This is a genomic window from Streptomyces sp. NPDC050534, from assembly GCF_044457745.1.
In the GTDB taxonomy this organism is placed as follows: domain Bacteria; phylum Actinomycetota; class Actinomycetes; order Streptomycetales; family Streptomycetaceae; genus Streptomyces.
In genome coordinates this window covers 61,064-83,941 of sequence record NZ_JBITHF010000023.1, presented here as the reverse complement: position 1 = coordinate 83,941, position 22,878 = coordinate 61,064, and the positions used below count along the sequence as shown (strand labels likewise).

Annotated in this window: 28 protein-coding genes and 5 pseudogenes; 17 read left to right on the top strand and 16 right to left on the bottom strand. The window is 68.5% G+C overall.

From position 1 onward, the window contains the following. Window positions 1–125: 125 nt before the first annotated feature. Window positions 126–1,379 carry an IS701 family transposase gene (locus ACIBN2_RS44690; RefSeq protein WP_399143526.1) on the bottom strand — a complete coding sequence of 418 codons (1,254 nt, stop codon included), beginning with the start codon at window positions 1,377–1,379 and terminating at the stop codon, window positions 126–128. A gap of 164 nt (window positions 1,380–1,543) precedes the next feature. Then, on the bottom strand, window positions 1,544–1,915 hold the full coding sequence (locus tag ACIBN2_RS44685; RefSeq protein ID WP_399143516.1) for a VOC family protein: 372 nt from the start codon (window positions 1,913–1,915) through the stop codon (window positions 1,544–1,546). 225 nt (window positions 1,916–2,140) lie between these two features. Here ACIBN2_RS44685 and ACIBN2_RS44680 point away from each other — a divergent pair. Next, window positions 2,141–2,301, top strand: a pseudogene (locus ACIBN2_RS44680) (IS630 family transposase); the annotation flags it as partial. Between the two features lie 364 nt (window positions 2,302–2,665). Here ACIBN2_RS44680 and ACIBN2_RS44675 read toward each other — a convergent pair. From ACIBN2_RS44675 to ACIBN2_RS44650, 6 genes are all read right to left on the bottom strand, one after another. Further along, window positions 2,666–3,019, bottom strand: coding sequence for a hypothetical protein (locus ACIBN2_RS44675; RefSeq protein ID WP_399143515.1), 354 nt, complete (start codon window positions 3,017–3,019; stop codon window positions 2,666–2,668). Between the two features lie 144 nt (window positions 3,020–3,163). Next, window positions 3,164–3,592, bottom strand: coding sequence for a hypothetical protein (locus tag ACIBN2_RS44670; protein ID WP_399143514.1), 429 nt, complete (start codon window positions 3,590–3,592; stop codon window positions 3,164–3,166). Then, window positions 3,592–4,212, bottom strand: coding sequence for a hypothetical protein (locus ACIBN2_RS44665; RefSeq protein ID WP_399143513.1), 621 nt, complete (start codon window positions 4,210–4,212; stop codon window positions 3,592–3,594). The genes ACIBN2_RS44670 and ACIBN2_RS44665 overlap by 1 nt, the downstream gene beginning before the upstream one ends. 133 nt (window positions 4,213–4,345) lie before the next feature. Further along, entirely contained in the window at window positions 4,346–4,519 is a 174-nt protein-coding gene (locus ACIBN2_RS44660) for a CsbD family protein (RefSeq protein ID WP_399143512.1), read from the bottom strand. Between the two features lie 92 nt (window positions 4,520–4,611). Continuing rightward, window positions 4,612–4,791 (bottom strand): hydrophobic protein, encoded by a 180-nt coding sequence (locus ACIBN2_RS44655; protein ID WP_399143511.1) that lies wholly within the window; start codon window positions 4,789–4,791, stop codon window positions 4,612–4,614. Window positions 4,792–4,906: 115 nt separating this feature from the next. Then, the gene (locus ACIBN2_RS44650; RefSeq protein WP_399143510.1) at window positions 4,907–5,119 is read right to left on the bottom strand and encodes a hypothetical protein; all 213 of its coding nucleotides are present in this window, start codon (window positions 5,117–5,119) and stop codon (window positions 4,907–4,909) included. 663 nt (window positions 5,120–5,782) lie between these two features. Here ACIBN2_RS44650 and ACIBN2_RS44645 point away from each other — a divergent pair. The 3 genes and pseudogenes from ACIBN2_RS44645 (at window position 5,783) to ACIBN2_RS44635 (ending at window position 6,895) form a co-directional block, all read left to right on the top strand. Continuing rightward, window positions 5,783–6,160, top strand: coding sequence for an ANTAR domain-containing protein (locus tag ACIBN2_RS44645; RefSeq protein ID WP_399143509.1), 378 nt, complete (start codon window positions 5,783–5,785; stop codon window positions 6,158–6,160). Window positions 6,161–6,182: 22 nt separating this feature from the next. Continuing rightward, window positions 6,183–6,533 (top strand): annotated as a pseudogene (locus tag ACIBN2_RS44640) (PRC-barrel domain-containing protein). 86 nt (window positions 6,534–6,619) lie between these two features. After that, window positions 6,620–6,895 (top strand): hypothetical protein, encoded by a 276-nt coding sequence (locus ACIBN2_RS44635; RefSeq protein ID WP_399143508.1) that lies wholly within the window; start codon window positions 6,620–6,622, stop codon window positions 6,893–6,895. Between the two features lie 366 nt (window positions 6,896–7,261). Here the strand turns inward: ACIBN2_RS44635 and ACIBN2_RS44630 are convergent. Further along, window positions 7,262–7,844, bottom strand: a pseudogene (locus tag ACIBN2_RS44630) (GAF and ANTAR domain-containing protein); the annotation flags it as partial. Between ACIBN2_RS44630 and ACIBN2_RS44625 the strand changes: the two are divergent. Together ACIBN2_RS44625 and ACIBN2_RS44620 are read left to right on the top strand one after the other, a co-directional pair. Further along, complete coding sequence (locus ACIBN2_RS44625) at window positions 7,795–7,962, top strand: DUF1206 domain-containing protein (protein ID WP_399143525.1); 168 nt, start codon at window positions 7,795–7,797, stop codon at window positions 7,960–7,962. The pseudogene ACIBN2_RS44630 and the gene ACIBN2_RS44625 overlap by 50 nt on opposite strands. A 62-nt stretch (window positions 7,963–8,024) precedes the next feature. After that, entirely contained in the window at window positions 8,025–8,312 is a 288-nt protein-coding gene (locus ACIBN2_RS44620) for a hypothetical protein (RefSeq protein ID WP_399143507.1), read from the top strand. Window positions 8,313–8,319: 7 nt separating this feature from the next. Here ACIBN2_RS44620 and ACIBN2_RS44615 read toward each other — a convergent pair whose 3' ends face one another. After that, complete coding sequence (locus tag ACIBN2_RS44615) at window positions 8,320–8,529, bottom strand: FitA-like ribbon-helix-helix domain-containing protein (protein WP_399143506.1); 210 nt, start codon at window positions 8,527–8,529, stop codon at window positions 8,320–8,322. A gap of 213 nt (window positions 8,530–8,742) precedes the next feature. Between ACIBN2_RS44615 and ACIBN2_RS44610 the strand changes: the two genes are divergently transcribed. Further along, window positions 8,743–9,033: a hypothetical protein gene (locus ACIBN2_RS44610; protein WP_399143505.1), complete on the top strand. Its 291-nt coding sequence runs from the start codon at window positions 8,743–8,745 to the stop codon at window positions 9,031–9,033. 259 nt (window positions 9,034–9,292) lie between these two features. Here the strand turns inward: ACIBN2_RS44610 and ACIBN2_RS44605 are convergent, their stop codons facing one another. Beyond that, window positions 9,293–9,883, bottom strand: coding sequence for a TetR/AcrR family transcriptional regulator (locus tag ACIBN2_RS44605; protein WP_399143504.1), 591 nt, complete (start codon window positions 9,881–9,883; stop codon window positions 9,293–9,295). A gap of 105 nt (window positions 9,884–9,988) precedes the next feature. Between ACIBN2_RS44605 and ACIBN2_RS44600 the strand changes: the two genes are divergently transcribed. From ACIBN2_RS44600 to ACIBN2_RS44585, 4 genes are all read left to right on the top strand, one after another. Beyond that, window positions 9,989–10,591: a carboxymuconolactone decarboxylase family protein gene (locus ACIBN2_RS44600; protein ID WP_399143503.1), complete on the top strand. Its 603-nt coding sequence runs from the start codon at window positions 9,989–9,991 to the stop codon at window positions 10,589–10,591. Window positions 10,592–10,603: 12 nt separating this feature from the next. Beyond that, window positions 10,604–11,233 (top strand): carboxymuconolactone decarboxylase family protein, encoded by a 630-nt coding sequence (locus tag ACIBN2_RS44595; protein ID WP_399143502.1) that lies wholly within the window; start codon window positions 10,604–10,606, stop codon window positions 11,231–11,233. 95 nt (window positions 11,234–11,328) lie between these two features. Continuing rightward, on the top strand, window positions 11,329–12,234 hold the full coding sequence (locus ACIBN2_RS44590; RefSeq protein WP_399143501.1) for an MBL fold metallo-hydrolase: 906 nt from the start codon (window positions 11,329–11,331) through the stop codon (window positions 12,232–12,234). Between the two features lie 371 nt (window positions 12,235–12,605). After that, complete coding sequence (locus tag ACIBN2_RS44585) at window positions 12,606–13,358, top strand: DUF5131 family protein (RefSeq protein ID WP_399143500.1); 753 nt, start codon at window positions 12,606–12,608, stop codon at window positions 13,356–13,358. On the opposite strand, the gene ACIBN2_RS44580 is transcribed toward ACIBN2_RS44585, so the two are convergent. After that, a complete protein-coding gene (locus ACIBN2_RS44580) occupies window positions 13,345–14,469 on the bottom strand; it encodes a three-Cys-motif partner protein TcmP (protein ID WP_399143499.1) in 1,125 nt (374 codons plus the stop codon). The genes ACIBN2_RS44585 and ACIBN2_RS44580 overlap by 14 nt on opposite strands. A gap of 459 nt (window positions 14,470–14,928) precedes the next feature. On the opposite strand from ACIBN2_RS44580, the gene ACIBN2_RS44575 reads away from it, so the two are divergent. Further along, complete coding sequence (locus ACIBN2_RS44575; protein WP_399143498.1) at window positions 14,929–15,288, top strand: hypothetical protein; 360 nt, start codon at window positions 14,929–14,931, stop codon at window positions 15,286–15,288. A 218-nt stretch (window positions 15,289–15,506) separates the two neighbouring features. Here the strand turns inward: ACIBN2_RS44575 and ACIBN2_RS44570 are convergent. Then, window positions 15,507–15,894 (bottom strand): annotated as a pseudogene (locus ACIBN2_RS44570) (metal-dependent transcriptional regulator); the annotation flags it as partial. 8 nt (window positions 15,895–15,902) lie between these two features. Further along, entirely contained in the window at window positions 15,903–16,442 is a 540-nt protein-coding gene (locus tag ACIBN2_RS44565) for a YbhB/YbcL family Raf kinase inhibitor-like protein (protein WP_399143497.1), read from the bottom strand. 153 nt (window positions 16,443–16,595) lie between these two features. Between ACIBN2_RS44565 and ACIBN2_RS44560 the strand changes: the two genes are divergently transcribed. From ACIBN2_RS44560 to ACIBN2_RS44545, 4 genes and pseudogenes are all read left to right on the top strand, one after another. Continuing rightward, window positions 16,596–17,303, top strand: coding sequence for a GntR family transcriptional regulator (locus ACIBN2_RS44560; protein ID WP_399143496.1), 708 nt, complete (start codon window positions 16,596–16,598; stop codon window positions 17,301–17,303). Between the two features lie 118 nt (window positions 17,304–17,421). Then, window positions 17,422–17,535 (top strand): DUF6207 family protein, encoded by a 114-nt coding sequence (locus tag ACIBN2_RS44555; RefSeq protein ID WP_399143495.1) that lies wholly within the window; start codon window positions 17,422–17,424, stop codon window positions 17,533–17,535. A gap of 177 nt (window positions 17,536–17,712) precedes the next feature. After that, window positions 17,713–18,907: pseudogene (locus ACIBN2_RS44550) on the top strand (IS701 family transposase). A 459-nt stretch (window positions 18,908–19,366) separates the two neighbouring features. Continuing rightward, window positions 19,367–20,983: a flavin monoamine oxidase family protein gene (locus ACIBN2_RS44545; protein WP_399143494.1), complete on the top strand. Its 1,617-nt coding sequence runs from the start codon at window positions 19,367–19,369 to the stop codon at window positions 20,981–20,983. Between the two features lie 320 nt (window positions 20,984–21,303). Here ACIBN2_RS44545 and ACIBN2_RS44540 read toward each other — a convergent pair whose 3' ends face one another. Together ACIBN2_RS44540 and ACIBN2_RS44535 are read right to left on the bottom strand one after the other, a co-directional pair. Beyond that, on the bottom strand, window positions 21,304–21,498 hold the full coding sequence (locus ACIBN2_RS44540) for a hypothetical protein (RefSeq protein WP_399143493.1): 195 nt from the start codon (window positions 21,496–21,498) through the stop codon (window positions 21,304–21,306). Window positions 21,499–21,611: 113 nt separating this feature from the next. Further along, entirely contained in the window at window positions 21,612–22,130 is a 519-nt protein-coding gene (locus ACIBN2_RS44535; RefSeq protein WP_399143492.1) for a MarR family winged helix-turn-helix transcriptional regulator, read from the bottom strand. A 107-nt stretch (window positions 22,131–22,237) separates the two neighbouring features. Between ACIBN2_RS44535 and ACIBN2_RS44530 the strand changes: the two genes are divergently transcribed. Beyond that, a complete protein-coding gene (locus ACIBN2_RS44530; protein ID WP_399143491.1) occupies window positions 22,238–22,741 on the top strand; it encodes an MFS transporter in 504 nt (167 codons plus the stop codon). Window positions 22,742–22,878 lie beyond the last annotated feature (137 nt).

The window sequence follows — 22,878 nt, the reverse complement described above, 5'->3', positions numbered from 1 at the left end:
ATCGGCTGGGCCGCCGAGTTCGCCGGCCTGACCTGGACGCTCGCCGCGCTGATCCCCGTGCTGTGCGCTGTCGCACTCCTGAGCCGACTGCCTAGTACTCCAGCCGTAGGTCGTGATCTTCATGGTTAGAGGGCTGCCTGGCGCTGGTAGTGGCTGTGGCGGGCGCGGGCCTGGTGGCGTCGGCGCCAGGTTGACCAGCCGAGCCGGTGGGCCGTGTCGTGGACGGGCTGGACGACGAGGGTGATGAACAGGCGCTGGATCTCGTTGCAGGTGAGTGGGATCAGGCCGTCGGGGCTGGTGCCGTCGTCGACGGGGGTGTGGCCCTGGCGTTCGCGGGCGGCGGTGATGGCGAGGAAGGCGTGTGCGAGCAGGGCCAGGGTGACCCAGCGGGGCCAGGAGTCCCAGCGCCGCACTTGGTGCTCGTCCAGTCCCGCCAGCCCCTTGGAGCTCTGGAACATCTCCTCCACCGTCCAGCGGCTTCCCGCGAACCGCACCAGCGTGGCCAGCGGCGCCGGGTGGGGTGACCAGCAGCGGTAGTAGGCCAGTTCGCCGGTGATGCGGTTGCTGCGGACCATCAGATGGTGATGGCCCGTCAAGTTGGCTGCGGTGATGACGACCAGGGCCCAGGCGTAGTAGCGGTGACCCTTGGCGCCGCGTCCGGCGGACAGCTTCTGCCAGGCCCGGCGCGGGATCTTCTTCGCGAGCCGGTCGGCGCGCACCGGCCCGGCGGGGGTGGGGACGTGGTGCGAGCACGAGACGGCCAGGACGTAGCCGAGGCCGAGTGCTTCCCGGGCGGAACGCAGGGCGGGGTTGTCGCCGTAGACCTCGTCTGCGGCTGCCCAGGCGGCCGGGGTCCCGGCGTCCAGAGCGTGCTCGATCATCCGCTGGGCCAGCTGGGGCTTGGTCGCGAAGCCGGTCCCGTCGGGGACGCCGGCCTGCTGCAGGCGTTCCGGGTCGCTGGTCCAGGACCTGGGCAGGCAGGGGGCGCGGTCGATGGCGGCGTGTCCGTGGTGGGAGGTGTGGGTGAGGTAGACGGCGACTTGGGAGTTCTCGATTCGGCCGGCGGTGCCGGTGTACTGGCGCTGGACGCCCAGGGTGCGGATGCCCTTCTTCAGGTCGCCGGTCTCGTCGACCACGAGCACGGCCTGGTCGTCGGCCAGTTGGTCGACTACGTAGGCGCGCAGGTCGTCGCGGACCGCGTCGGCGTCCCACTTCGCGCGGGCGAGCAGGTGCTGCAGCCCGTCCGGGGTGGCGTCCCCGGTGTGCTCGGCGATCGTCCAGCAGTTCTTCCGCGGCAGGTCGGCCAGCAGTCCGAGCATCAACTGCCGGGCGCGGCGGCGGGGTTCGACCCGCGCGAACCGTCCTGCTATCCGGCCCATCAAGCCCTCGAACGCCTCCTGCCAGCGGGCAGGGTCTACGCTGTGACCTGCGGCCACCGCATGATCGTTTGTCTTCACGCACCGATGATCAGCGGTGGCCGCACCCATCTCCTCGCCGGAGAACGGACACTGCTGGGCGAAAGCAGCGGTCCAGCCCCACCTCGTCAGCCCCGCAGCAGGCAGAAGGGGTGGCCCGCCGGATCCGCGAAGATCCTCCAACCGCGAGTGTCGACGTGGAGCAGAGCGGCACCGAAACCGAGGACCTGCTCCTGAGCCTGGTCAAGGTCCGGGACATCGAGGTCCAGATGAAACTGCTGTGGGTACGTGCTGTCCGGCCACCGCGGTGCCTGGTAGTCCTTCACGCGCTGGAACGCAAATACCAGGCCAGAGCCTGTGTGAAGGGTCGAAAAGTCATCGCTGACTGCCCACCTCGGGTCGGGCTCGTTGACCTCGCCGCCAAGGAGCGATTGGTAGAACCGAGCGAGTTCAAGGACATCCGGACAGTCCAGAACCACGCACTGCAACTTGCCGATCACCGGGGTTCCTCCAACAGCACGGGTCCCTGGCTCCGGTGAGCCACGGCCCTACGGACAGGAAAGCGCAGCGTAGGACCGCCGAGCGCACAGACCCTAGCCGCACCTTCCGCCGCTCGTCCGTCACATCACGATCTACGGCTGGAGTACTAGCCACCCACAGCACTGAGCCGCTGCAGGAGCGCTCCCCGCCACCTCGCGCCGGATCCCTGGCCCTGAGGCTTTCTGAACTCGCACTATCCCAACCACAACCGTGCAGATCCGGGCCCTGCACGCCTACCTGCGCTGGCGCAACGCGAACGCCCGCCACCGCAACGTCCTGGCCACCGAACGTAAGGAACGCGTCCGCATCCGGCGAGAAAGCGATCCGCTGGGGCGCACGCCCGCTCATGGCGCAACCTCAACGGCCCGGCGAACCTATGCGGTCAGAGCACTGGATAGAGCTCGTAGGAGCCGGGCTGGTCCCGGCCGCGAGCGCGAGAAGCTGGGCGGCCGCGGCGGTGTCGCCACGCTCGTTGGCGTCCTCAAGGAGGCACTGAGCGCGGACGATGGGGAGCTCGCTGTGGGAGCGGGTCTCTCGTTCAACGAGGGCGAGGAATTCGCCGATGGATTGGGGCCGGTGCGCGGGATTGAGTTGGGTGGCCTGGCGGACCACGCCGTACCACGGCCCGGGCGGGGGGCAGCAGGGGCACGTTCGTCTGGGGCCAAGTGCCGGTGAAAATCCAGCCGATGAGCTGTCCGAGGCTGTAGATGTCACTGGCGGGAGTGATGTCGTGGCCGTCGACGGACAGTTCCGGCGCGGCGAAGCCCTCGGTGCCAATTCCGGCGCGGGGGAGCTGACCGGCGGTGCAGCCGGCCCTGGAGCCGATCGAAGGCAAGCCGCTGTCCCGACCAGACGAACAGCTCCCCGTCCAGCACGGTCGCGTCCTGCAGCTGCGCCGCCGCGGCCACGATTTCGGGGAAGGCCGGGGCCATCTCGGTGCCCCGGCGGGAGCGCAACACAACGCGGCCGGAGTCGACGGAGCACAAGGCGCGGAATCCGTCCCACTTCGGCTCGTCAGCCCACCCTGGCGTCAGATCGGCGCGAGGCGTGGGGGTGGTCAGCATCGGTTCGGGTGGCGTCGAGGGCACCCTGGCATGCCTTCCACCCGACGCCTGCGCCGTTTTCGGGGTGGCTTCCGGTGATCACAACCTGGTAGTCGTTCAGCAGGTCGGACCGCGGCGACTGTGCTTCCCGCGGAGGCGACAGAATCAGTGACTGGCAGGCGCTGACATGTGCAGCAGCCGTTCGGTGATCTGCCGGTACTGCCTGAGTGCGAGCCGTAGTTCCTCGGTCTGTGCGCCGGTGTCCTGCCAGCCTGCGCGCAGGACGCGGCGTTGTTCTGTGAGGGCGTTGGTGAACTGGGTGGCGACGTCGTCGAGGACGGCGTCGGCCTCTTCCACCGCGTGGCGTGGGTTGTCGACGAAGGTGTTCAGGGCCTGCTGGAGGCGCAGGGCCAGCTTGTCCTGGTCGCCCTGCGGGATCAGGTCCGGGCCGGGCTTGGGGTCGGGGCCGGCGCTGGTGCCGGGCTCGCGCGGTGCGTGAGCGGGTTCGGTGCGGGGCGCCTGTGGGGCGCGCTGCATCGCGGGGTCCGGGACTCGGGTCTGGGGGTGCGGTGTGTGTTCGGCGTGGTGGGACATCAGGTGCTGCTTCCCTTCGCGTGGCGTCGGTTCAGTGCCCACGGGGCGTGGCCGTTGTCGTCGGGGGATTGCGGGCGGTGCCGGTGGGAGTCGGCCGGTTGTTCGTCGGCCAGTGCCTCGAAGAGGCTTCGGGCCTCGATCACGGCTTCCCGCATTTCCTCGGTGTCGCTCTGGCCGCGTGCCGCTGTGTGCACGCTGCGGTACCCGTGGACATGGGCGGGGTGGTGGACGGAGAGGGCGGCCAACTGCTCCTCGAACTGATCACCGGGGAAGCCCCGGTCCTTCGCCAGCTGTGCAAGGAGTGCGTCGGCCGCGGTGACGGCCTTCTCCGGCGAGTCGACGAACTGTTCCTGAATGTCGGCCCACTGAGCCCTGTACTGCGCTCGGCGCTCGGGGGACAACGGCTGCTCCTCGAGGGAGCCGTGTTGCTTGACGCGCTCGCCGAGTTCCCGCTCGGCAGCCTTGGTGTCGCCGTCGTGGTCGGTGACGGCACGGTCGTACTCGGGTCCGAAGCGGCGCTTCAGCCCACGCCCGCCGTCGGCCCGGATGTGTCCACGTCCGATGATGAAGAAGGCGACGGCCGCGATGACGATCACGGCGATGATCACGATGGTGAGCATGGCGGCCTTCTCTGGCTCTCGGCTCGTGGATTGTTCGGTTTCATTGCCACACCCGTCACTTCCTGTGGTCTGATTCCGCGTTGGCCTGCCGGGTCGTGTCCACGCGACGTGGGCGCGACCCGGGGCGTTGTGGTCAGTGCCTGAAGGCGTTCTTGGCCTTGTCTCCGGACTGCTTCAGGTTTCCGGAGACCCGGTCGGTCCTGCCTTCGCGCTGAAGTCGCCTGTTGCGGGTGGTCCGGCCGATGCGTTCGGTGACCCGGCCCTTGAATGCCTGGGCCTTGTGCTTGATCGTCTGTCCGACGCTCATGGCTGGCCTCTGCTCGTTCGCTGGATGGGCTCCCGCGCGTGATCGCCGTACAGGCCGCCGTTCCCGCGGGCGGGAGAACGCGCTGGTGTGGACTACCCGCGACTGCGGCCGTATCGGCGTCCACCGCCACGTCCACCGCCGCGCCCGCGCATGGCGAAACCGGCGATCCAGAGGACCAGGAGTACGGCGGCGACCCACCAAAGGATCTGCATGGTGAAGCCGAACCCGAACACCACCAGGATCAGCAGAAGGAGAAGAATCCATAGGATCATTGCCGGGCCTCCAGATCGCGGGAAGTCCTGGTTCCGCGGGGTCCGGGCGAAGCGGGAAGGTGGAATGCGTCGCCCTAACGATCCGGAGCGGCATAGCCCTACGCCGTGCTGTCAGTCAACGCCCGGCAACCTCCCTTGTCAACGCGGTGTCGGAACGGGGGAGTTGTGCGAGCTGGGCAGGGGCCGCTGGGGCGACGGGAGCCTCGGCGGGAGCGTCGACCGGTTCGGCCGACGGCGCCGGCAGGATGTGGTCCTCCCACCAGGACAGGGCCATCACGGAGGCGAGCAGGACGAAGGGGGTCGAAGCCGGAACGATCAGTACGTACATGCGTACCGCCTGCGGTGGGATGCGTGCGACGCGGCGGGCGTAAATGGGGGATGCCCGCATGGGGCGCATCGATGCCGCGCCGGGATCGGGCGGCGACGGCGGGTGTGGGAACGGCCCGTTGGGGGCGGGGCAGGTTCCGGCGCTGATGCGCGAGGTGCGCCCTCGAAGGAGCGCGAGAGGTGATCGACGCTGCCGGGGGCTCGGGCCGTACCGTGCACGCTAGCCCTCGCCGCAGCCCCTGAACAGACGGCAAGTGGCTAACCGGTCCCGGCGCAGGACGCTGACGTGGGTCGCTGTCCGCAACCTCTGGGGAGGGCTACGCTGTGCGCACAGGCCCCGGCCCCCGGCAGTGATGCCTTGTTCCGCTCCGGGGAGGCCCGCCGTGGGGTCTTGTTCGGCCTCGGCTTCCTCCACTGGTGGGTGGCCGCGGCCGTGCTGGTCTTCGGCGCCACGCGGCACGGCCGCGATCGCGGGGGAGGCTGGATCCAAGGCGACGGTTCCGATCTCGGGGATACCGGGACCACCAGGAGCGCCGGGACCGTCAGGACCGCTGGGACCGCCGCTACAGCCGCCAGAACCGGTCGCGCTGGAGTCGCGAGGACCGCCGGGACCATGAACGCCGCGGGTGACCGGTGAAGTTGCCCGATATGGGAGGTGGATGCCATGCATCGAACAACCTTGCTCCCGGAGAAATGGTGGGATGTGTCGACCGAGGCCGCGGTGGAGAATACGGCCGGTCGGGATGTCGTGGCGCTGCGCGCCGAGATCGATCAGCTGCGGCGGGCGCTGGCCGGCCGTGCGGTGATCGATCAGGCCTGCGGCATGGTGATGGTCCTGGCCCCCTGCGGCCGTGGGGCGGCCAGGAAACTGCTGGTGGACATCTCGCAACAGTGCAACGCCAAGCTTCCGGACGTGGCCGTGGCCGTGCTCGCCGCCTGGGAGGGTGAGCCGCTCTCGCGGCTGATGCAGCGGGCGCTGCGGCATGCACTGCGCCGGCTTTACGCGGAGGACCGAGGATGCGACTCAGCACCGGCAGGGTGAACCGTCCGGGTAGGGGGAGGTCATGATTCACGTAGCCGACGTCCGGGAAGGGCGCGACCGCGATGTCGTCGACACCGAGTCGCACAAGATCGGTGTCCTGGAGGCGGTCTATGTGGAAACCACCACCGACGAGCCGACCATGGCCAGGTGCGGACCGGACTGCCCACCCGGCACCGCCTGGTCTTCGTACCTCTCGATGATGGGTCGCCGGGCCGGACTATCTCAAGGTCGGCTATGTCAGAACGCTGGTGAGGCAGGCCCCTTCGATCGGCAGCGACGATGTCCTGCCCGCCGAGCAGGAGGAAGCGATCTTCAAGCACTACTGGCCTACAAGCCCGGTGCGGCCGGAGAACGGGAACTGGCGCGCCGCTGACCGCCTACGGAGAGGATGACTGCCTGTGAGGTACGCACTGTGCAGCAGCTGACCTGCCCCGCGACGAACAGTGGCTGTTGACGGCCGTGGCTTCGGCGGAAGACACGGCTCTACTGGCCGAGGTCGTCGAACTACGCCCCGCAAACGAGCAGTTGGGCCGCGCGCTGGCGAGCCGTGCGGTGATCGACCCGCACAAGCTGCTGCTCCTCTCCTACGGCACCGGCCGCCGAGGGGAGCAGGACGGGAAGTGCGAGAAGGGCCGCGACCCTCGGGGATGCGGCGGTCATGGTCAAGGCTCCAGGGGGGCAGGCGGGGCGGGGCAGGCGTTTTGCGTGTGGGAGCGTGACGCAGGGGCCGCCTGACCTGGCTCAGCTCCGTCTGCAACTTCGTTCGTGAGCCGCTCTACCGGTGAACAAGGGAGTCGGTTGTCTGCCGGCGCCGTGCGCGGTGATCTACCGGGCCGCATGCGTCCTTTCGGTGGGGATCAAGGCGGGGCCGGGGGCATGCTCATGAACCCCGGAGCCGCTGCCCCGCTGGCACCCTTTAGGTGACAGCGAGACTCGCCGCTGCCAGCCGTACCGGAACCGCCTCGACGGCGACACCGGATGCAGGTGTGCCGGGTCGACCGGACCCAGAAGGTCTTGTCGACGTCGCTGCCGGTGAGGGACTCCTTCAGCTCGGCAGGGTGTCGGGGGAGCCGTCGGCCTGTGGTTAGGACAGGGCGCCTTTTTTTCGCAGACGCGGCGGGCGACCTCGCGGAGTTTGATGTTGCTCTCCTGGGAGTAGCGGCGCAGCACGTTGAACGCCTCGTCTTCGGTGAGGTGGCGGCTGCCCATGAGGATGCCCATGGCCTCACCGATCACGTGGCGGGTGGCGACGGCATGTTCCATCTGGGCGTGGGTGCGGGCGCTGGAGAAGGCGACCGCCGCGTGGGAGGCCAGCATCCAGCCGGTCAGCTCACTGTCCTGGGTGAACGCGCCAGGCTTGCGGGAGTAGAGGTTCAGCGCGCCGAAGCCTTCGTCATCGGTGAACAGCAGGAAGCCCATCATGCTGCCCACCCCGAGGGCGTGCGCCCGCGGGGCGAAGGCGGGCCAGCGCTGGTGCTCGCCGGTGAGGTCGGCGATGCGGAAGACCCGCTCGCCCTGCATGCTGCGGGCGGCGTCGAAACAGGGTCCTTCGCCGAGCTGTTGTTGCGTCGCTGTCGGTGACCAGCCGGTGGGTGGGGGCGAGGGGCTCCACCTTTGTGTCGTGCAGGACGAGGATGCCGGCCGCGTCGCAGCCGGCGACCAGCTCGGTGGCCGACGCAGTGATCCGCTCGAGTAGCTTCGCGCAGACACCGGTGGGGCCGTGGCTGCTGGTCGCCGTCGCGATCGGGCTGATTCTCTTCGGCGTCTTCTCCTTCGCCTCGGCCCGCCGGCGCCGCCTGTAACACGGCGGACGCCAGCCAGGTCGGCGAGGTTTCAACGCTGCTGTCAGGGCTAGTCGTTGGACATGTCCAGACGCTACGGCGGAAATCCCGCGGGGACGGTCATCTCCCTCCTCGCGGACATCACGGCACTGATCCTGATCCTGTGGATCGCCTTCTACCTGTTCGACGCCAACACCGCCAACAGCGCGGTCTCCTGGATCCACGACGCGGCGAACTGGCTGTCGGGCTGGTCGCACAATCTGTTTACCATGGACTCGGACAACTGGCGGACCGTGGTCAACTACGGTCTGCCCGCTGTCGTCTACCTGCTGATCGGTCACGCGGTGGCCCGCCGGGTCAACCGGACCTAACCGAGTCCTAGCCGCCCTTCCGCCGACCGCGTCGATCGCGGCCAGCACGTCCTCGGTGCTGTACTGCGCGGCCATGTCCGCCATGGTCGGCTTGCTGGGTCTCCCTGGCGATCAGTTCCAGCAGGTAGGCCTGCAGGGACGTACCGGCCTGGGCGGCACGGGCCTTGAGGACGTGGACCTGCTCTTCGGGCACGTCCCGGAGGGTGAGGACAGTCATGTCTGCATTCTGCGCGGGCGTGCTGCGCCGGATGCGACACCGGCCCCCTTCCTGGAGTAAGGGGGGCCGGGTCGATGCCCGCGATCACGGCGGTCTTCGCGATCAGGGTCCGCAGTGCCTGATAGACGCAGAGCAGGCCCCAGAGTTCCTGTCGCTGAGGGACTCAGGCGACTGCTCGACCACTGCCCGGAACGGCACAGCACCCACGATCTGGTGCGTCAGTTCGCCGCCATGCTCGACACCCGCAACGCCGCCCCGCTGCCAGCCTGGCTCGAGCAAGTCACGACCGCTCGCCTCCCGGCCCTCGCCAGCCTGGCCAACGCCATCCGCGAAGACCAGGCCGCGGTCGTGGAGGGCATCACCACCCCGTTCAATTCCGGCGTCAACGAGGGCCGCATCACCGATCTGAAACTCCAGAAGCGGATCATGGCTGGCCGCGCGGGCGTTCCGTTGCTCCGCCACCGCGTCGTCCTCATAGCCTGGCTACGACGCCGCTACCGGTGAGGGAGCGTCACCGGCGCACGGTGGCACATCCCTGCTTCACGGAAATCTTGCCAGGGCCACTTCACGGAGTACGCGGACAACAGGTATTGAGCATTGCTCCCCTGCACCCCTGATCCGCGCCCAGACCGCTGACGTTCCCCGCCGGACGCCGGGTAGGCAGCAGGACGACATGGCCGTCCTCGCCCTCGCCCTCACCCGGGTTACGGACGTCGGAGCCGCGGCGACCGGGAGTGTCCACTGAATCTGAAAGGTGCAGAGCTCAGCCGGGCCACAGGGTCCGGAGGGCGTCGGGGAATGCGGCTACGCCGTGCGGTCCGCGTAGGGCGAGGTTGAGCAGGAAACCCGGCAGGATGGAGAGGATCACCTGGGCGAGTGCGTCCGCGGGTGCCCCGGTCCATGTTCCGACGCGCTGGCGCTCGCGGATGAGCGCGGCCATGGTCTGGCTCATGTTGATCGTGGCCGCTTCCAAGCGTTCGGCCAGCGCCGGGTTGCGCAGGGCCTCGGACCAGACCATCAGCGCCACGGTGGCCAGTTGTTTGTCGCGGTGCCGTTCGATCACCGCCTCCAGAAGCTCCGCCATGACCTGACCGACGCCGGGCGCGCCGTCGCTGTGGGTCAGCGCGGTGCGCAGGACCTCGGTGACGTCGTCCAGGTTCTGGGCGGCGACGCCCACGATCAGGTCTTCCTTCTTGGGGAAGTACCGGTAGACGGCGCCTGCGGACTTCCCGGCCTCGGCGAACACATCTTGCATGGAAGTGCGGTGGAAGCCGTTGCGGACGAAGCACCCGCGCGCGGCCGCCAGGATCTCGGCGCGCTGATCTTCCTTGTACTGCTCGCTCACCCGCGGCATGGGCCGTCCTTCCGTGTCGGTTGACATCCGGCAGCCCACGAGCCTAGCCTCAAAAAAAGCGGATGTCCGTCCTCTTATCTCGTATCGCTGTGAGGGAGAAGACCCATGCGACTGCAACTGCTCCGCCCGTCGGACCTGACCGCTGAGCAGGAGCCCCTCTACCAAGCCATGGACGCCATGGTCGAGGGCGAGGAGTACGCGGGCTTCGAGGTGCGCAACGCCGAGGGCGCCTTCGTCGGACCGTGGGGAGTGATGCTCCACTTCCCGGAGCTGGCGCAGCCGCTCGGGCGGTTCATCGACCTTGCGCAACGGCTTCCGGGCCTGTCCGAGCGTGCCCGGCAGGTTGTGATCCTCACCATCGGGGCGCGCTTCAACGTCGCCTACGAGATGCATGCGCACGCCCGTCTGGCCTCAAGGGCGGGGCTGCTGCCGGACCAGGTGGCGACGCTGTGCGCCGGCGGCCGCCCTTCCGACCTCACCGCGGAGGAGGTCCTCGCGGCCGACGTCGCAACCGCGCTGACCGCAGCGGGCCCCGTGCCGGGGCCGCTGTACGACGCCGTCATCGAGAGGATGGGCCAGCAGGCCTTCGACACGATCGTGTTCGTGACCATCCACTACCTGGCGCTCGGCGCCCTCCTCAACGCCTACGACGTGGAGGTGCCCACCGGCCCTGCGACCGTCCAGAAACAGGACGAGGTCACGGTCTGATCGGTCGGCGGCGTGGCGAAGACCGAGCCCGTCCATACACCCGCGAGAAGGGATATTCCCGTGTTCGATGGCACTCCCGACCCCGCAGACTTCGGAACATTCGGCCGCTACCGGGAGACCCCGGTCGAGGAGATGTCGCCGGAGACTCGCAGTGCCTACGAGTACACGCGTCAGCTGCGCGGCCTGGTACCGGGACCGCACAAGATCTGGCTGGCCAACCCCAAGCTGTCCAAGGCAATCGTGGCGACCGGAGCGTATTTCCAAGAAGACTCGTCACTGTCGAAGTCCGAGATCGAGATCGTCACGAACATCGTCACCGGTCACTGGCTGGCCGCCTACGCAGTCTATGAGCACGAGAAGATCGGCGTGCAGCTCGGCGGTCTGCAGCCGGAACAGGCCGAGGCCCTCATCGCCGGCCTTCCGACGTCGTTCGACGCCCCCCGACAGCAGATCGTGTACGAGCTCGCGTCAACCCTGGTGCAGCCACGCGTGGTTCCCGGCAGCCTGTACCGCCGGGCCCAAGAGACGATCGGCGTGGAAGGCATCGTCGACGTCACCGTGCTGATGGGCTGGTTCACCAGCGTCTCGCTGACGCTTGCCGCCTTCGACGTGCCCTCGAACGCGGTCGGCCTGAAGCAATAGCCCTTGGCCTTCGGCCAGTTATCCCCCCTCCCCGGCGTCGCTTGAGCGATCCCATGCAGCGCTTGGGGCGCGGCACACCCGAAGGAGAAGAGACCATGACGAAGCAACTCCCCATGCCCGCGCCGCTGCCGGAGACGATCCCGATCCCGAAGGCCGACCCGCCCGCGGAGATGGACCTCGTGGCGGTGCCGACCGGCGTGAACCACAGGACCGCCGCATACGCGTACGCCGGCGGGTCCATCTTCGACAAGCGCGACTTCTACATCGGAGCCGCCCTCATCAGGCACCCGCAGGGCGACCTCCTGGTCGACTCCGGTTTCGGACGCGACATCGCGAAGCAGATCGCCACGATGCCCCGCCTCTTCCAGAAGATGACCAAATACGATGTCTGGAAGACCGCCGCAGACCAACTGAAGGCAGCAGAGTACGACTTCGACCGGCTGTCCGGGATCCTGCTGACCCACGCACACTGGGACCACATGAGCGGCATCCCCGACTTCCCCGACCTGCCGGTCCTGGTCTCCCGACGCGACCGAGCCGCGTTCCACAGTCCGGAGATGTTCGGCAACTTCCGGGGATACTTCCAGGAAATCCCGTTCAACTGGCGGGAGTTCACGTTCGCAGGAGGCCCCTACCTTGGTTTCCCCGGCCACCACGACGTGTACGGTGACGGCTCCATCGTCTGCGTCCCGGCCCCCGGGCACACACCGGGCAGCGTGATCGTCTTCGTGACCCTCCCGAACCAGGTGCGCTATGCCCTGGTGGGGGATCTGGTGTGGCAACGCGAGGGACTCACACGCCGCGTGGAGCGCCCGTTCCTCATCCGGCGCCTTGGAGACTTCGACGCCGAAGGAAATCGTCAGAACATCCTCCGGATGGTCTCCATCATGCAACGTATCCCCGACCTGATCGTTGTCCCGGCCCATGACCAGCGTGGCTTCGCCGAGATGAAACAGCTGCCGAACGTCACCACCAAGGGCCTGACCCTGTCAGCTCAGTGACGTACGCTGGCGAGCGCCGGGGCTTCTTGGGCCTGGCGCTGAGCGGCACCACCGTGGTGATGCGGTGAGCGATCTTCGTCGAGGGGCTGTTGCTCCGCCGCCTCTTTGGCTGCGTGACGGAGTCCGCTGCGGTGCCGAGGCGACTCGGACGGTTCCCGTGTGCAGGGGCGTGCAAGGTCCTGCCGTCCCGCTTCACGGCGGGTTCCCCTGTCGAGAGGATGGGTGCGTATGTTCTATTCGATGGTGTCTCAAAGTACGCACCGGGAAGCAGCCTCGGTGGGTGGATGCCCATGGCCGGGTTTTCCGCCGGACCGTCGGCGCTCCCGGGCCGGGTACGCGGGCAACCGGCGTTAGGCGATGGAGGGTTCAGGGTGAGTGATCGCAGTGCGATCGAGTGGACCGGGGCCACGTGGAACCCGACGACGGGCTGCGACCAGGTCTCGGCCGGCTGCGACCACTGCTACGCCCTGACCCTGGCCAAGCGGCTGAAGGCGATGGGATCCGCGAAGTACCAGACCGACGGCGATCCCCGCACCTCCGGCCCCGGCTTCGGCCTGACCCTGCACCCCGAGGCGCTCACGGTCCCTTACGGCTGGAAGAGCCCCCGCACCGTCTTCGTGAACTCGATGTCGGACCTCTTCCACGCGCGCGTCCCCCTCGACTACGTCCGCCGCGTCTTCGACGTGATCACCGACACCCCTCAGCACACCTACCAGGTACTGACCAAGCGGGCACGGCGACTGCGCCTGGTCGCCGGCCGGCTCGAATGGCCCCAGAACCTGTGGATGGGAGTGTCGGTGGAAAACGCCAGAGAACTCCCGCGCGTAGACGACCTGCGCCAGGTGCCCGCCGCCGTCCGATTCCTCTCCTGCGAGCCCCTGCTCGGGCCGTTGGACGGCCTGAACCTGACTGGCATTCACTGGGTGATCGCCGGGGGCGAGTCCGGGCCGCGCTTTCGCCCGGTGAAGGAGGAGTGGATCGCCGAGATCCGCGACCGGTGCGAGGAGGCCGACGTGCCGTTCTTCTTCAAGCAGTGGGGCGGGCGCACCTCAAAGGCGGCCGGCCGGCAGCTGTACGGGCGGACCTGGGACCAGATGCCCCTGATACCGGTTAGCGCACGCTGACCGTGCTGGCCCTGGTGATGCGGCCCGGCGGGGAGAGCACCGCGAGGCCTTCGTCCCGAAGATGTGTCACCGCCTTGGCGGCGTCCTTCGCCCGCCACTGCGCGGTCTCCAGCAGCAGCCACTGCCCCAGATCACCCACACCGATCGGGCTCTTCTTCACCCGCTCGAGGACGAGGGCGACCAGCTCCGGGTCGATCACCTCCGTCTCCCACAGTGTGCCCTGCCCGATAGGCACCGCTCCACGGCAGCGAGGATCCTTGAAACTCATGCCGTCGCTGCGGTCGACCGTCCACATCGCCTCCTTCATCACCTCCACCCCCTTGGGGTGGCGGGTGCCGAAGACGAGATGCAACGGCTGTCCGGTATGGGGGACGACTTGGAACTGCAGGCAGTGCTCGAACCCGGCCCGCTGCAGCGCGGAACGGAACACCTCCAGCCAGGCCCGCCATTGCTCGTCGCTCCGCTGCACCGCCGCGGCCGCCTCCCAGAAGTGACGGCCACCGAAGACCTGGTCGAAGATGTCGGCGTTGATGTCCTTGCGCCGGTTGAACCAGTTCGGCCCGAACGTGGTGATCACTTCGCTGCCGGGGTTGAGGGCGATGCGACGCATCAGTGACAGGGGCGTGTTGACGCTGCCCCAGCTGTCGAACACCCCGAGGATCGGCTGCCCCCAGGCGCCCACCTCCGTCAGGATCCGCTCGCTGTCCCGGCCGGCCTCACCCCGGTGGACGGTGACACGCACCGGCAGTTTCTCCAGCGGGCCGAAGCGGTCGACCAGCAGCTGCCGCAGATGCTCGCAGCGATCCCGGCGCTTCTCGATGAACACCAGCTGCACACGGTGCGGCGAGAGCCCCATCCGGTCGGCGGCATCATGCTCCAGCAGCCGCTGCAACGCGACGACGGGCGATCCGTCCTCGCGCGTCTCATACAGGCCCGGCCCCGCGAAGGCGTCGAGCAGTGTCACTCTGCTCCAGCTGCGCGCACCGCGCGGCTGCAGCATGATCGGCCACCATGAGTCGTAGTACCGCCGGTAGAGTCGGTGTTTCGCTGCCGTGGCAGGCTCCAACGGCCATAACAGACCCACCCGTTCCCCCTCGCTCCGAACGGTCATCCTTCACTCACATGCCGTAACAGATGGTGAACCGTGCGCCATGGCCCGACAAGAGGGCCACTCATGTCGAGCAGGCTGGCAGCAGAGAAGCCGCCCTCGATTCCGCTGCCGGGACGGAGCGCCCGCGGTGCCGGACGGGTGCTCACGCTTCCAATCCGAGCCGATCAGATTTGCAGCGAATCCGGCGATGACGGATAGGAAGCGTGGTGGCCCGTCCCTGCCGGGGCCCTGTCCCGGGCCGGGGTGTCTCGGGTGGGGTTGCGTCCGGCAGGGACGAGGGTTGGCGGGCCGGCCGGCAAGGCGGCCGGTGGTGGCTAGCGTGTCCGGTGTCGTCTGCACTAAGGGCATCATCACCGCCTACCAGGAAAGGATCCCGGCCAGCGCCATGTCCCCACGCTGTGGCTGACCAGACGCGGGGACGGGGGCGCACACGACCCGTCCCCGCACTAGCCTCCTGGTGTGACCGCCGAGTTCTTCTCTCCCGCCCGCGCCGCACCGATGACCGCTGACGTGCTGCGCGGGCGCTCCATCGACTGCCCGCAGTCCGGCACCATCCAGGTCGTGGACGTCACCGCAGACGGGGCCAGCTGGTCCATCCGTATCCGGTTCACCACCCGTGCCGACCGCTGGCCAGTTCAGCGCATCTGGGAGACCACCTTCGAGCCGGCCGACGTCACCGACGAAGACGAGCCCGGCACCAGTGAGTTCGGCGACGACCAGGCACAGGAACTGGCTGTGAACGCCCTCATCCGGCTCCTGGAGTACCTCGCCGACGGCCCCGGAGGCGGCATCCACGAAATCGACGCCTCGCCCGCCTGAACATGGACCTTGGCGTCGATCAGATCGTGGAGTGCCTGGGCGTAGTGGTTGAGAAGGTCGGCGCGGCAAGCGAAGCGCCCATCCCCGGAGCCTCAGAGGCGCACTGCAGCGAAGCCCCGAGCGTGTCGAAGGCGGTGTTCGCAGCTGCGCGCCGTTCGGTGGGGGTCATCTGTGCGCACTCTCGATTGGGACCTGCTCGACCGTGCCCAGCACGTGCTTTCGTCGGGGAACGGATCCACGGTGCTCTTCTCGCCGAGTTCCTCCAGGCCCGGGATCGGGTTGCCGTACGGCGCGACTCGGTGGGGTGGTTGAACAGCCGTGAGCACGCGCCGCTCCACGGTCTCGCTCATCACGGCACTCCGCGAGCCGGTGCTTGCGCATCACGCGCGTGGCGAGCCTGCGGCCCTCCGGCGTCAACTCCAGGCGCCGGTCGAGCGCGACGTGCAGCAGACCATCGCGCTCCACCCGGGCCACGGTCTGGCTGACGGTGGGGCCTCTCTGGTTCAGAGGTTCGGCGATGCGGACGCGCAGGGGGACCGCGCCTTCCTCCTCGAGTTCCAGGGTGGTGCGGAGATACATCTCCGTGGTGTCGAAGAGTCGGGACACGCTGATCGTCAGGCGCGGGTCTCGGCGGTGGCGGTCAGGACCGCGCGGGCGAGGATGTGTCCGGCCATGGTGAAGCCGAGGACGGCCGGGGTGGCGTCGGCCGCGACGCCGATGGACTCGACGCCGAGGGCGTGCACCACGACGAAGTAGCGGTGCGGGCCGTGCCCGGCCGGCGGGGCGGCGCCGATGAAGCGGGCGGCGCGGGCGTCGCCCGGCAGCTGGAAGGCGCCCTCGGGCAGGCCCGAGCCGGTGTCGTCGCCGGCGCCTTCGGGCAGTTCGGTGACGGTGGCGGGGATGTCGGCGACCGCCCAGTGCCAGAAGCCGGACCCGGTGGGGGCATCGGGGTCGTAGACGGTGACGGCGTAGCTCTTGGTGCCTTCTGGGGCGCCGCTCCATGACAGCTGCGGCGAGACGTCCTTGCCGCCGGGGACGCCGAAGATGCCGGAGAACTGCTCGGGCGACCAGGCGGCACCGTCGGTGACGGTGGTGCTGGTAACGGTGAAGGAGGCAGCCTCGGGGAGGCGGGCGAAGGGGTCGTTGGCGCTCATCGCGTCGTTCCTTTCAGGACTGTGCTCTGGGGTGGGGTGTCGGTGATACGGCCGACGCAGGGCCCGCAGGAGGGATACGGCCCCTCCTCACCAGCTCTGAATCGACGATAACATAGATAATCGATTATCCAGCGAATCGTCTATGCTGAGGGCATGACCGAGAAGGCCCACACCTCGACCTCGCCGCCGGGGAAGCAGATGCTCTCCGAGCAGGTCTACGCACACATTCGGGACGCGATCATGCGCGGAGAGCACGCCCCCGGTGACGCCCTCAAACCGCAGGACCTCGCCAAGGAACAGGGGGTAAGCCTGGCCGTCGTGCGCGAGGCGCTCGTTCGGGTGGTCGGCGAGGGCCTCGCCGACCGGCTGCCCAACCGCGGGTTCGCCGTCCCCGCCTTCTCCGACCGCCGCTGGCAGGAGATCACGGAGGCCCGCCGGACCATCGAACCGGTCCTGCTGCGCATGTCCGTCGAGCGTGGTGACGTCGACTGGGAGGCCCGCGTGCGAGCCGCCCACCACCGTCTGGCTCGCACCCCCGCATACGAGCCTGAGGAGGGCGAGTACTACAGCAGCGCGTGGTCCGAAGCCCACCGGGTCTTCCACCGCACCCTGCTGGAGGGGTGCGGCAACCCCGTTCTGCTGGAGACCTTCGACCGGATGTGGGCCGCGAGTGAACTGGCTCGCCGCTGGTCGGCGCACCACAACCCCGACCGGGACGCCATTGGCGAGCACCGCCGACTGGAGGAGGCGGCGCTGGACCGCGACGCCGACACCGCGGCCGAGGTGCTGGTCCAGCACCTCACCCAGACCGCGGCCGTACTGACTGGTTGCATCCACCACGAACCCTCGAGGGAAGCCTGATGCGCCTCGCCGGCATGGCCGGACGACTGCACCTGATCACCGACATCGGAGCTGCGGACGTCGCCGACGCGAGTGAGGCTCCGCCCGTCCAAGCCACTGCGCGACAAGTTCGAGGCGCTTGCCGAGGCCGAGGGCCGCACGCCTTACAGTCCCGATAAGTGCTGGCGAGCCCGATCAGCCCGGTGTACGGCTGCGCTGCTATCTGGACCTGCGCCAGCCACGTGACGCCTAGTACTCCAGTGGCACTTCACCATTCCCGCTGGTCAGAGGCGGTCTTTCGAGCCTAGCGGGCTGACGGGGCCTCAGGGGCGGGTTTCGGGAAGCCGTCGTGGACGGCGGGCCGCGACGGGCAGGCTCGGGGCATGATGGCGGACTTGTCACGGGACGCTGGAGTGCCGAGCTCGAGGATCTGTTCCTGCGGGTGAAACGGACGGTTCGGCCGGGTCGAGGTGCGGCGCCGGATGCGGGATTACGTCCGGGGCCTGCTGGGCCCGGTCGGACGCAAGAACAGCTGGCAGCTGGCCGAGTGCGCCGGTCACAACGGCCCGTACGGGATGCAGCACCTGCTGTCGCGGAGCACATGGGATCCCGACGAACTCCGGGACGGCCTGCAGGAGTACGTGGCCCAGCGGCTCGACGCCCCGGACGGCGTCCTGATCGTGGACGACACCGGATTCCTCAAGAAGGGCGTCGTCTCCGCCGGAGTGCAGCGGCAGTACTCCGGCACGGCCGGGCGGACCGAGAACTGCCAGATCGGCGTCTTCGCGGCCTACGCCTGCGGACGGGGACGGGCGCTGGTGGACCGGGAGTTGTATCTGCCCAAGTCGTGGACGAACGATGTGGACCGCTGCAAAGCCGCCCGCATTCCGGCCGAACGCGGCTTCGCCACCAAGGGAGAACTGGCCCACACCCTGGTCCTGCGGGCACTGGCCTCGCCGCTGCCCATCGCCTGGGTGAGCGCCGACAGTCTCTACGGGCAGGAGTGGCGCTTTCGCCACCTGCTCGAGCAGGCCCGGACCGGCTATGTGCTCGCGGTGCCCAAGTCCCAGCAGATCAAGTCACTGTTCGGGATCTGGCGCATCGACCAGCTCATCGACGACGCCCCCACCGATGCCTGGCAGCAGCTGTCCTGCGGCAACGGCGCCAAGGGCCCGCGCGTTTGCGACTGGGCCACGGCGAAGCTGCCCGTCAACATCGTCTTCGACCCCGACCCGCCCACGCACGAGCGGTGGGTGCTGGCCCGCCGCAGCCTCAAGCGTGTCGACGAGATCGCCTACTACCTGGCCTACGCGCCCGTCGGCACCACCGTCGAGAAGCTGGTCAGCGTCGCCGGCTCCCGCTGGGCGATCGAGGAGTGCTTCCAGGCCGCCAAGGGCCAGTGCGGCCTGGATGAGTACGAAGTGCGCCGCTACCCAGGCTGGTATCGACACATCACCCTCGCCATGCTCGCGCACGCCTTCCTCGCCGCCATGGCCACCGCGGCGATCGAAAGGGGGGCGGCAGAAACGACACAGCCGACCTGGCCCCGCTCACCGTGGTGGAGGTCCGGCGCCTGCTGGCAGTTGTCGGCCCCCGGCCCGCGCACCGCGGTGTCGGCGCATTGACCTGGTCACGCTGGCGCAGACGCCACCAGGCCATCGCCCGCACCTGCCACTACCGCAGACGCACCCGCGCCTGAAGCAGCCCCCCGCAAGGGGCCCCTGAGGCCCCGTCAGCCCGCTAGGCTCGAAAGACCCCCCTCTGACCAGCGGGAATGGTGAAATGTCACTGGAGTACTAACGCAACCGGATCGGGCTGTCCTACGCCGACGTCGACGAACTCGCCGCCCAGTACGAATTCGATGATCTGCAGTCATTTCTCGCCCTGTACCCCCCGACACCTCCGGTCTCATCGACACCGGCGCCCTTCCGATACGGCAATGTCGGGTGTGTCCGGCTCCGCGCGTCGATGTCTCTTCGGTTCTGCGCCTGCAGAAACGTGCGGGATACACGAATAGGTCGTACGCCGTAACTGTCCATTGGCACGCTTCCCCCGTCGTTCAAGATCGGAAGGGGAGCCCCTCCATGACAGAGCCTCAGGTCCGGACGGGAACAAGCCGACGGGCGTTCCTGCGCAGTGTGGGTGTGACCGGCGGTGCCGGCGCCATGTTCGCCACGATGGGGGCGCTCGGCCTTGCCCCCACCGCCGCCTACGCGGCGGAGAAGGAAGTACCGTTCCGCGCCCCTAGGCGCAGCGATTTCACCCTCCAGGGCCGCAAGGGCAGGCCCGCCACGGTCGTCGTCATCGGCGGCGGCATCGCCGGTCTCACCTCCGCCTACGAACTCGGTAAGGCCGGCTACGACTGTACGGTCCTCGAAGCACGCGATCGCGTCGGAGGCCGCAACCTTACCGTCCGCGGCGGCGACCGGCTGACCGACGTCAACGGTGTCAGCCAGACCGCCGGATTCAGCAAGGGCCAGTACATGAACGCCGGCCCCGCACGCCTCGCCCAGTGGATGGTCACCCTCGACTACTGCCGTGAGCTCGGCGTGCCCATCGAGGTCTTCACCAACACCAATGCCGGCGCGCTCATCTACAACGAGAGCACCGGTATGAAGGCGCCGGTCCAGTACCGCACCGCCAAGGCCGACGTCTACGGCTACGTCTCCGAGTTGCTGTCCAAGGCCACCAACTCCGGTGCCCTGGACGCCGAGTTGACGGCGGACGACAAGGAACGGTTGCTCACCTTCCTCAAGAGCTACGGCTCGCTCGGCTCCGACTACACGTATACGGGGACCGAACACCGCGGCTTCAGCGTCGACCCGGGTGCCGCCGGCACCCCCGGCGAGGAACGCGGCGACGTACCCTCCCTCTCCGACGTGTTCGCCTCCAACGTGGGCCGCTACTTCTCCTTCGAGTTCGGATACGACCAGGCGATGCTGATGTTCCAGCCCGTCGGCGGCATGGACCGGATACCGATGGCATTCGCCCGCGCCATAGGCGAGGAGAAGATCCGCACCGGCGCACCCGTCACCGACATCAAGAACACCTCCGACGGCGTGCTGATCACCTACACCCAGAACGGCCGTACCCACACCATCACGGCCGACTACTGCATCGCCACCCTCGCTCCGCATATCCTGGCCAAGACCTCGCACAACCTCGGCACCGCCGTGCAGACCGCCCTGCGGGCGGTGAAGCCGTCCTACGCCTCCAAGATCGGCCTCGAGTACAAGAGCCGCTGGTGGGAGAGGGATTTGAGGATCTTCGGCGGCATCACCGAGACCGACCTGGACCTCGATCACATCTGGTACCCGTCCTACGGGCACCTGGGCGAGCGCGGCCTGATCATCGGTTACTACAACACCGGCGCCCACTCCGACGTGTACTCGGCCCTCACCCCGGCCCAGCGCCTGGAACGCGCCCTCGACCAGGGCGTCAAGATCCACGGCGGCAAGTACCGCAGCGAACTCGCCGCGTCCTACTCCCACCAGTGGAAGCTCGTCCCCTACCTCGAAGGCGCCTGGCACTCCATGCCCGGCGGCCCCGACGCACCGGCGTACGCGCCGCTCAACACGGCCCAGGGGCACGTGTACTTCGCCGGTGACTACCTCAGCTACCTGGACGCCTGGCAGCACGGCGCGATCTCCTCCGCCCGCAAGGTCGTCACCGAGCTGCACCAGCGCGTGCTCGCCTCCTGATGCGCCCTCGCGGCCCGTTCTTGTGCGCCGAGGGACTGTAAGACGTTCGGCTCCGGCTCACATCCGGTGGTGACTGAAAGTCACGGCGGCGACGAATAGGCCATCGATCGCGAATCCGCAGGTCCGTGCACCACAGCGGTCGTTCCCTGGGGCCGACCGATCGGCCGGCGTCTGTCTGTGAGAGCCCGGCGCGACAAGCTTAGCGCCCCCGATGCACTGCCATCCGCTTCAAAGCATCGAGGTCATAGCACCGGCCGCACTCTCTGCAAGGTCGAGATACCTCATACTGACGTTCCGTCACCACCGGATGGGAGACAAAGTTAGACGTCCCTGTCTCCCATCCGGTGGTGACGGAACGTGAGGTCACCCGAGATCGCCACATCCACATTACGTAGGACGGCCTCCAGCCCCAGCGCGACGGCCAGTTGCTGGCAGCGCATGCCCTCCCGGCCCGCTTCAGACTCCAGCACCGACAAGATCCGCTGGTAGTCCGGCGCGAGGGTTGTCGTCGCCATGCCCGTCTCCCGCCGGGGCACCGTCGAACCCGCCACCGCGCTTCCCGTCGGCCCCGTGACCACCGAAGACGGCCCGGCCCCCTTGCTGGGTGAGGCCTGGCGTGTCGGCTCGGTCAGGTGTCCTGGGGGACGTCGTGGCGGGTTGCCTGGCCGAACTCGGTCTCGAGACGGCCCAGCAGGCGGCCGAGCAGCACGTTGAGATCCTTGAGGTTCTCGGACGAGAGGGCATCGGTGAACAACTGGTGTTCGCGGGCGGTGCGTTGCTGGGTGGCGGTACGCCAGCGTTCCTGGCCAAGGGGAGTGAGCCGGACGGGTTTGCTGCGGCCGTCGGCCGCAGCAACCGACTCGACCAGTCCGGCCTGGGCAAGACGGGCCAGGCGCACGCTCATCGTGCCCGACGTGAGGCCCAGTTGCTGGTAGAGGGCGGTGGGGGAGGACTGGTAGGGCGGTCCGGAGCGCTGCAGGGCCGACAGGGCCGCCCAGTCCCCGGCGGTGAGCTCGTTGTCGGCGGCGACCTGGGTGAGCAGGCGGTCGAAGAGCCTGGCCATGCGTCCGATGCGTTGGCGCGCGGCCTCGGTCAACGGGTCGACGCCGGGCATGTCGGCGACCCACCGCGAAAGTTCTGTCTCCACGGAGTCCTGTGGATGTGGCGGTTGCTCGGTTCCGGGCACCTTTGACACTCCCTTGAGTCTCAAGATAAATTACCTTGGCACTCAAGATAACCACATCAGGAGGGCTCGTGACAGACACGTTCACCAACGAGGACACACGCTTGCCCTGGGCCGGGCTCCTCGCCCTGGCCGTCGCCGGATTCGTCACGGTGCTCACCGAAACCGTCCCCGCGGGGCTTCTGCCTCACATCAGCGACGGCCTCGACGTTTCCCAGGCCACCGCCGGACAACTTGTGACCGTCTACGCCGCAGGATCGATGCTCGCCGCGATACCCCTGACCGCACTCACCCGACGCTGGCCGCGGCGCCCGGTACTGCTCGCCACCGTCCTGTCCGTGGTCGCCGCGAACGCCGCCACGGCCGCCTCACCGTGGTACGCCCTCACCTTCACCGGCCGTCTGATCGCCGGCCTGGGGGCCGGCCTGCAGTGGGCGATGATCGCCGGATACGCCATGCGGATGGTCCCCGAGGCCAGCAAGGGCAGGGCCCTTGCCGTCTCAATGGCAGGCGTCCCGGTCGCCCTGGCCGCCGGCGTCCCGCTGGGCACCGCGCTGGGCACCAGCATCGGCTGACGCTCCACGTTCGCCGTCATGGCCGCCCTCGGCCTCGTCGTCACCGCCTGGGAACGCGCCGCCCTGCCGCCGATCGCCGCGGAAGCCGCCCACGAACGCGTCCCGGTCACACGCGTCCTCACCCAGCCCGGCATCGC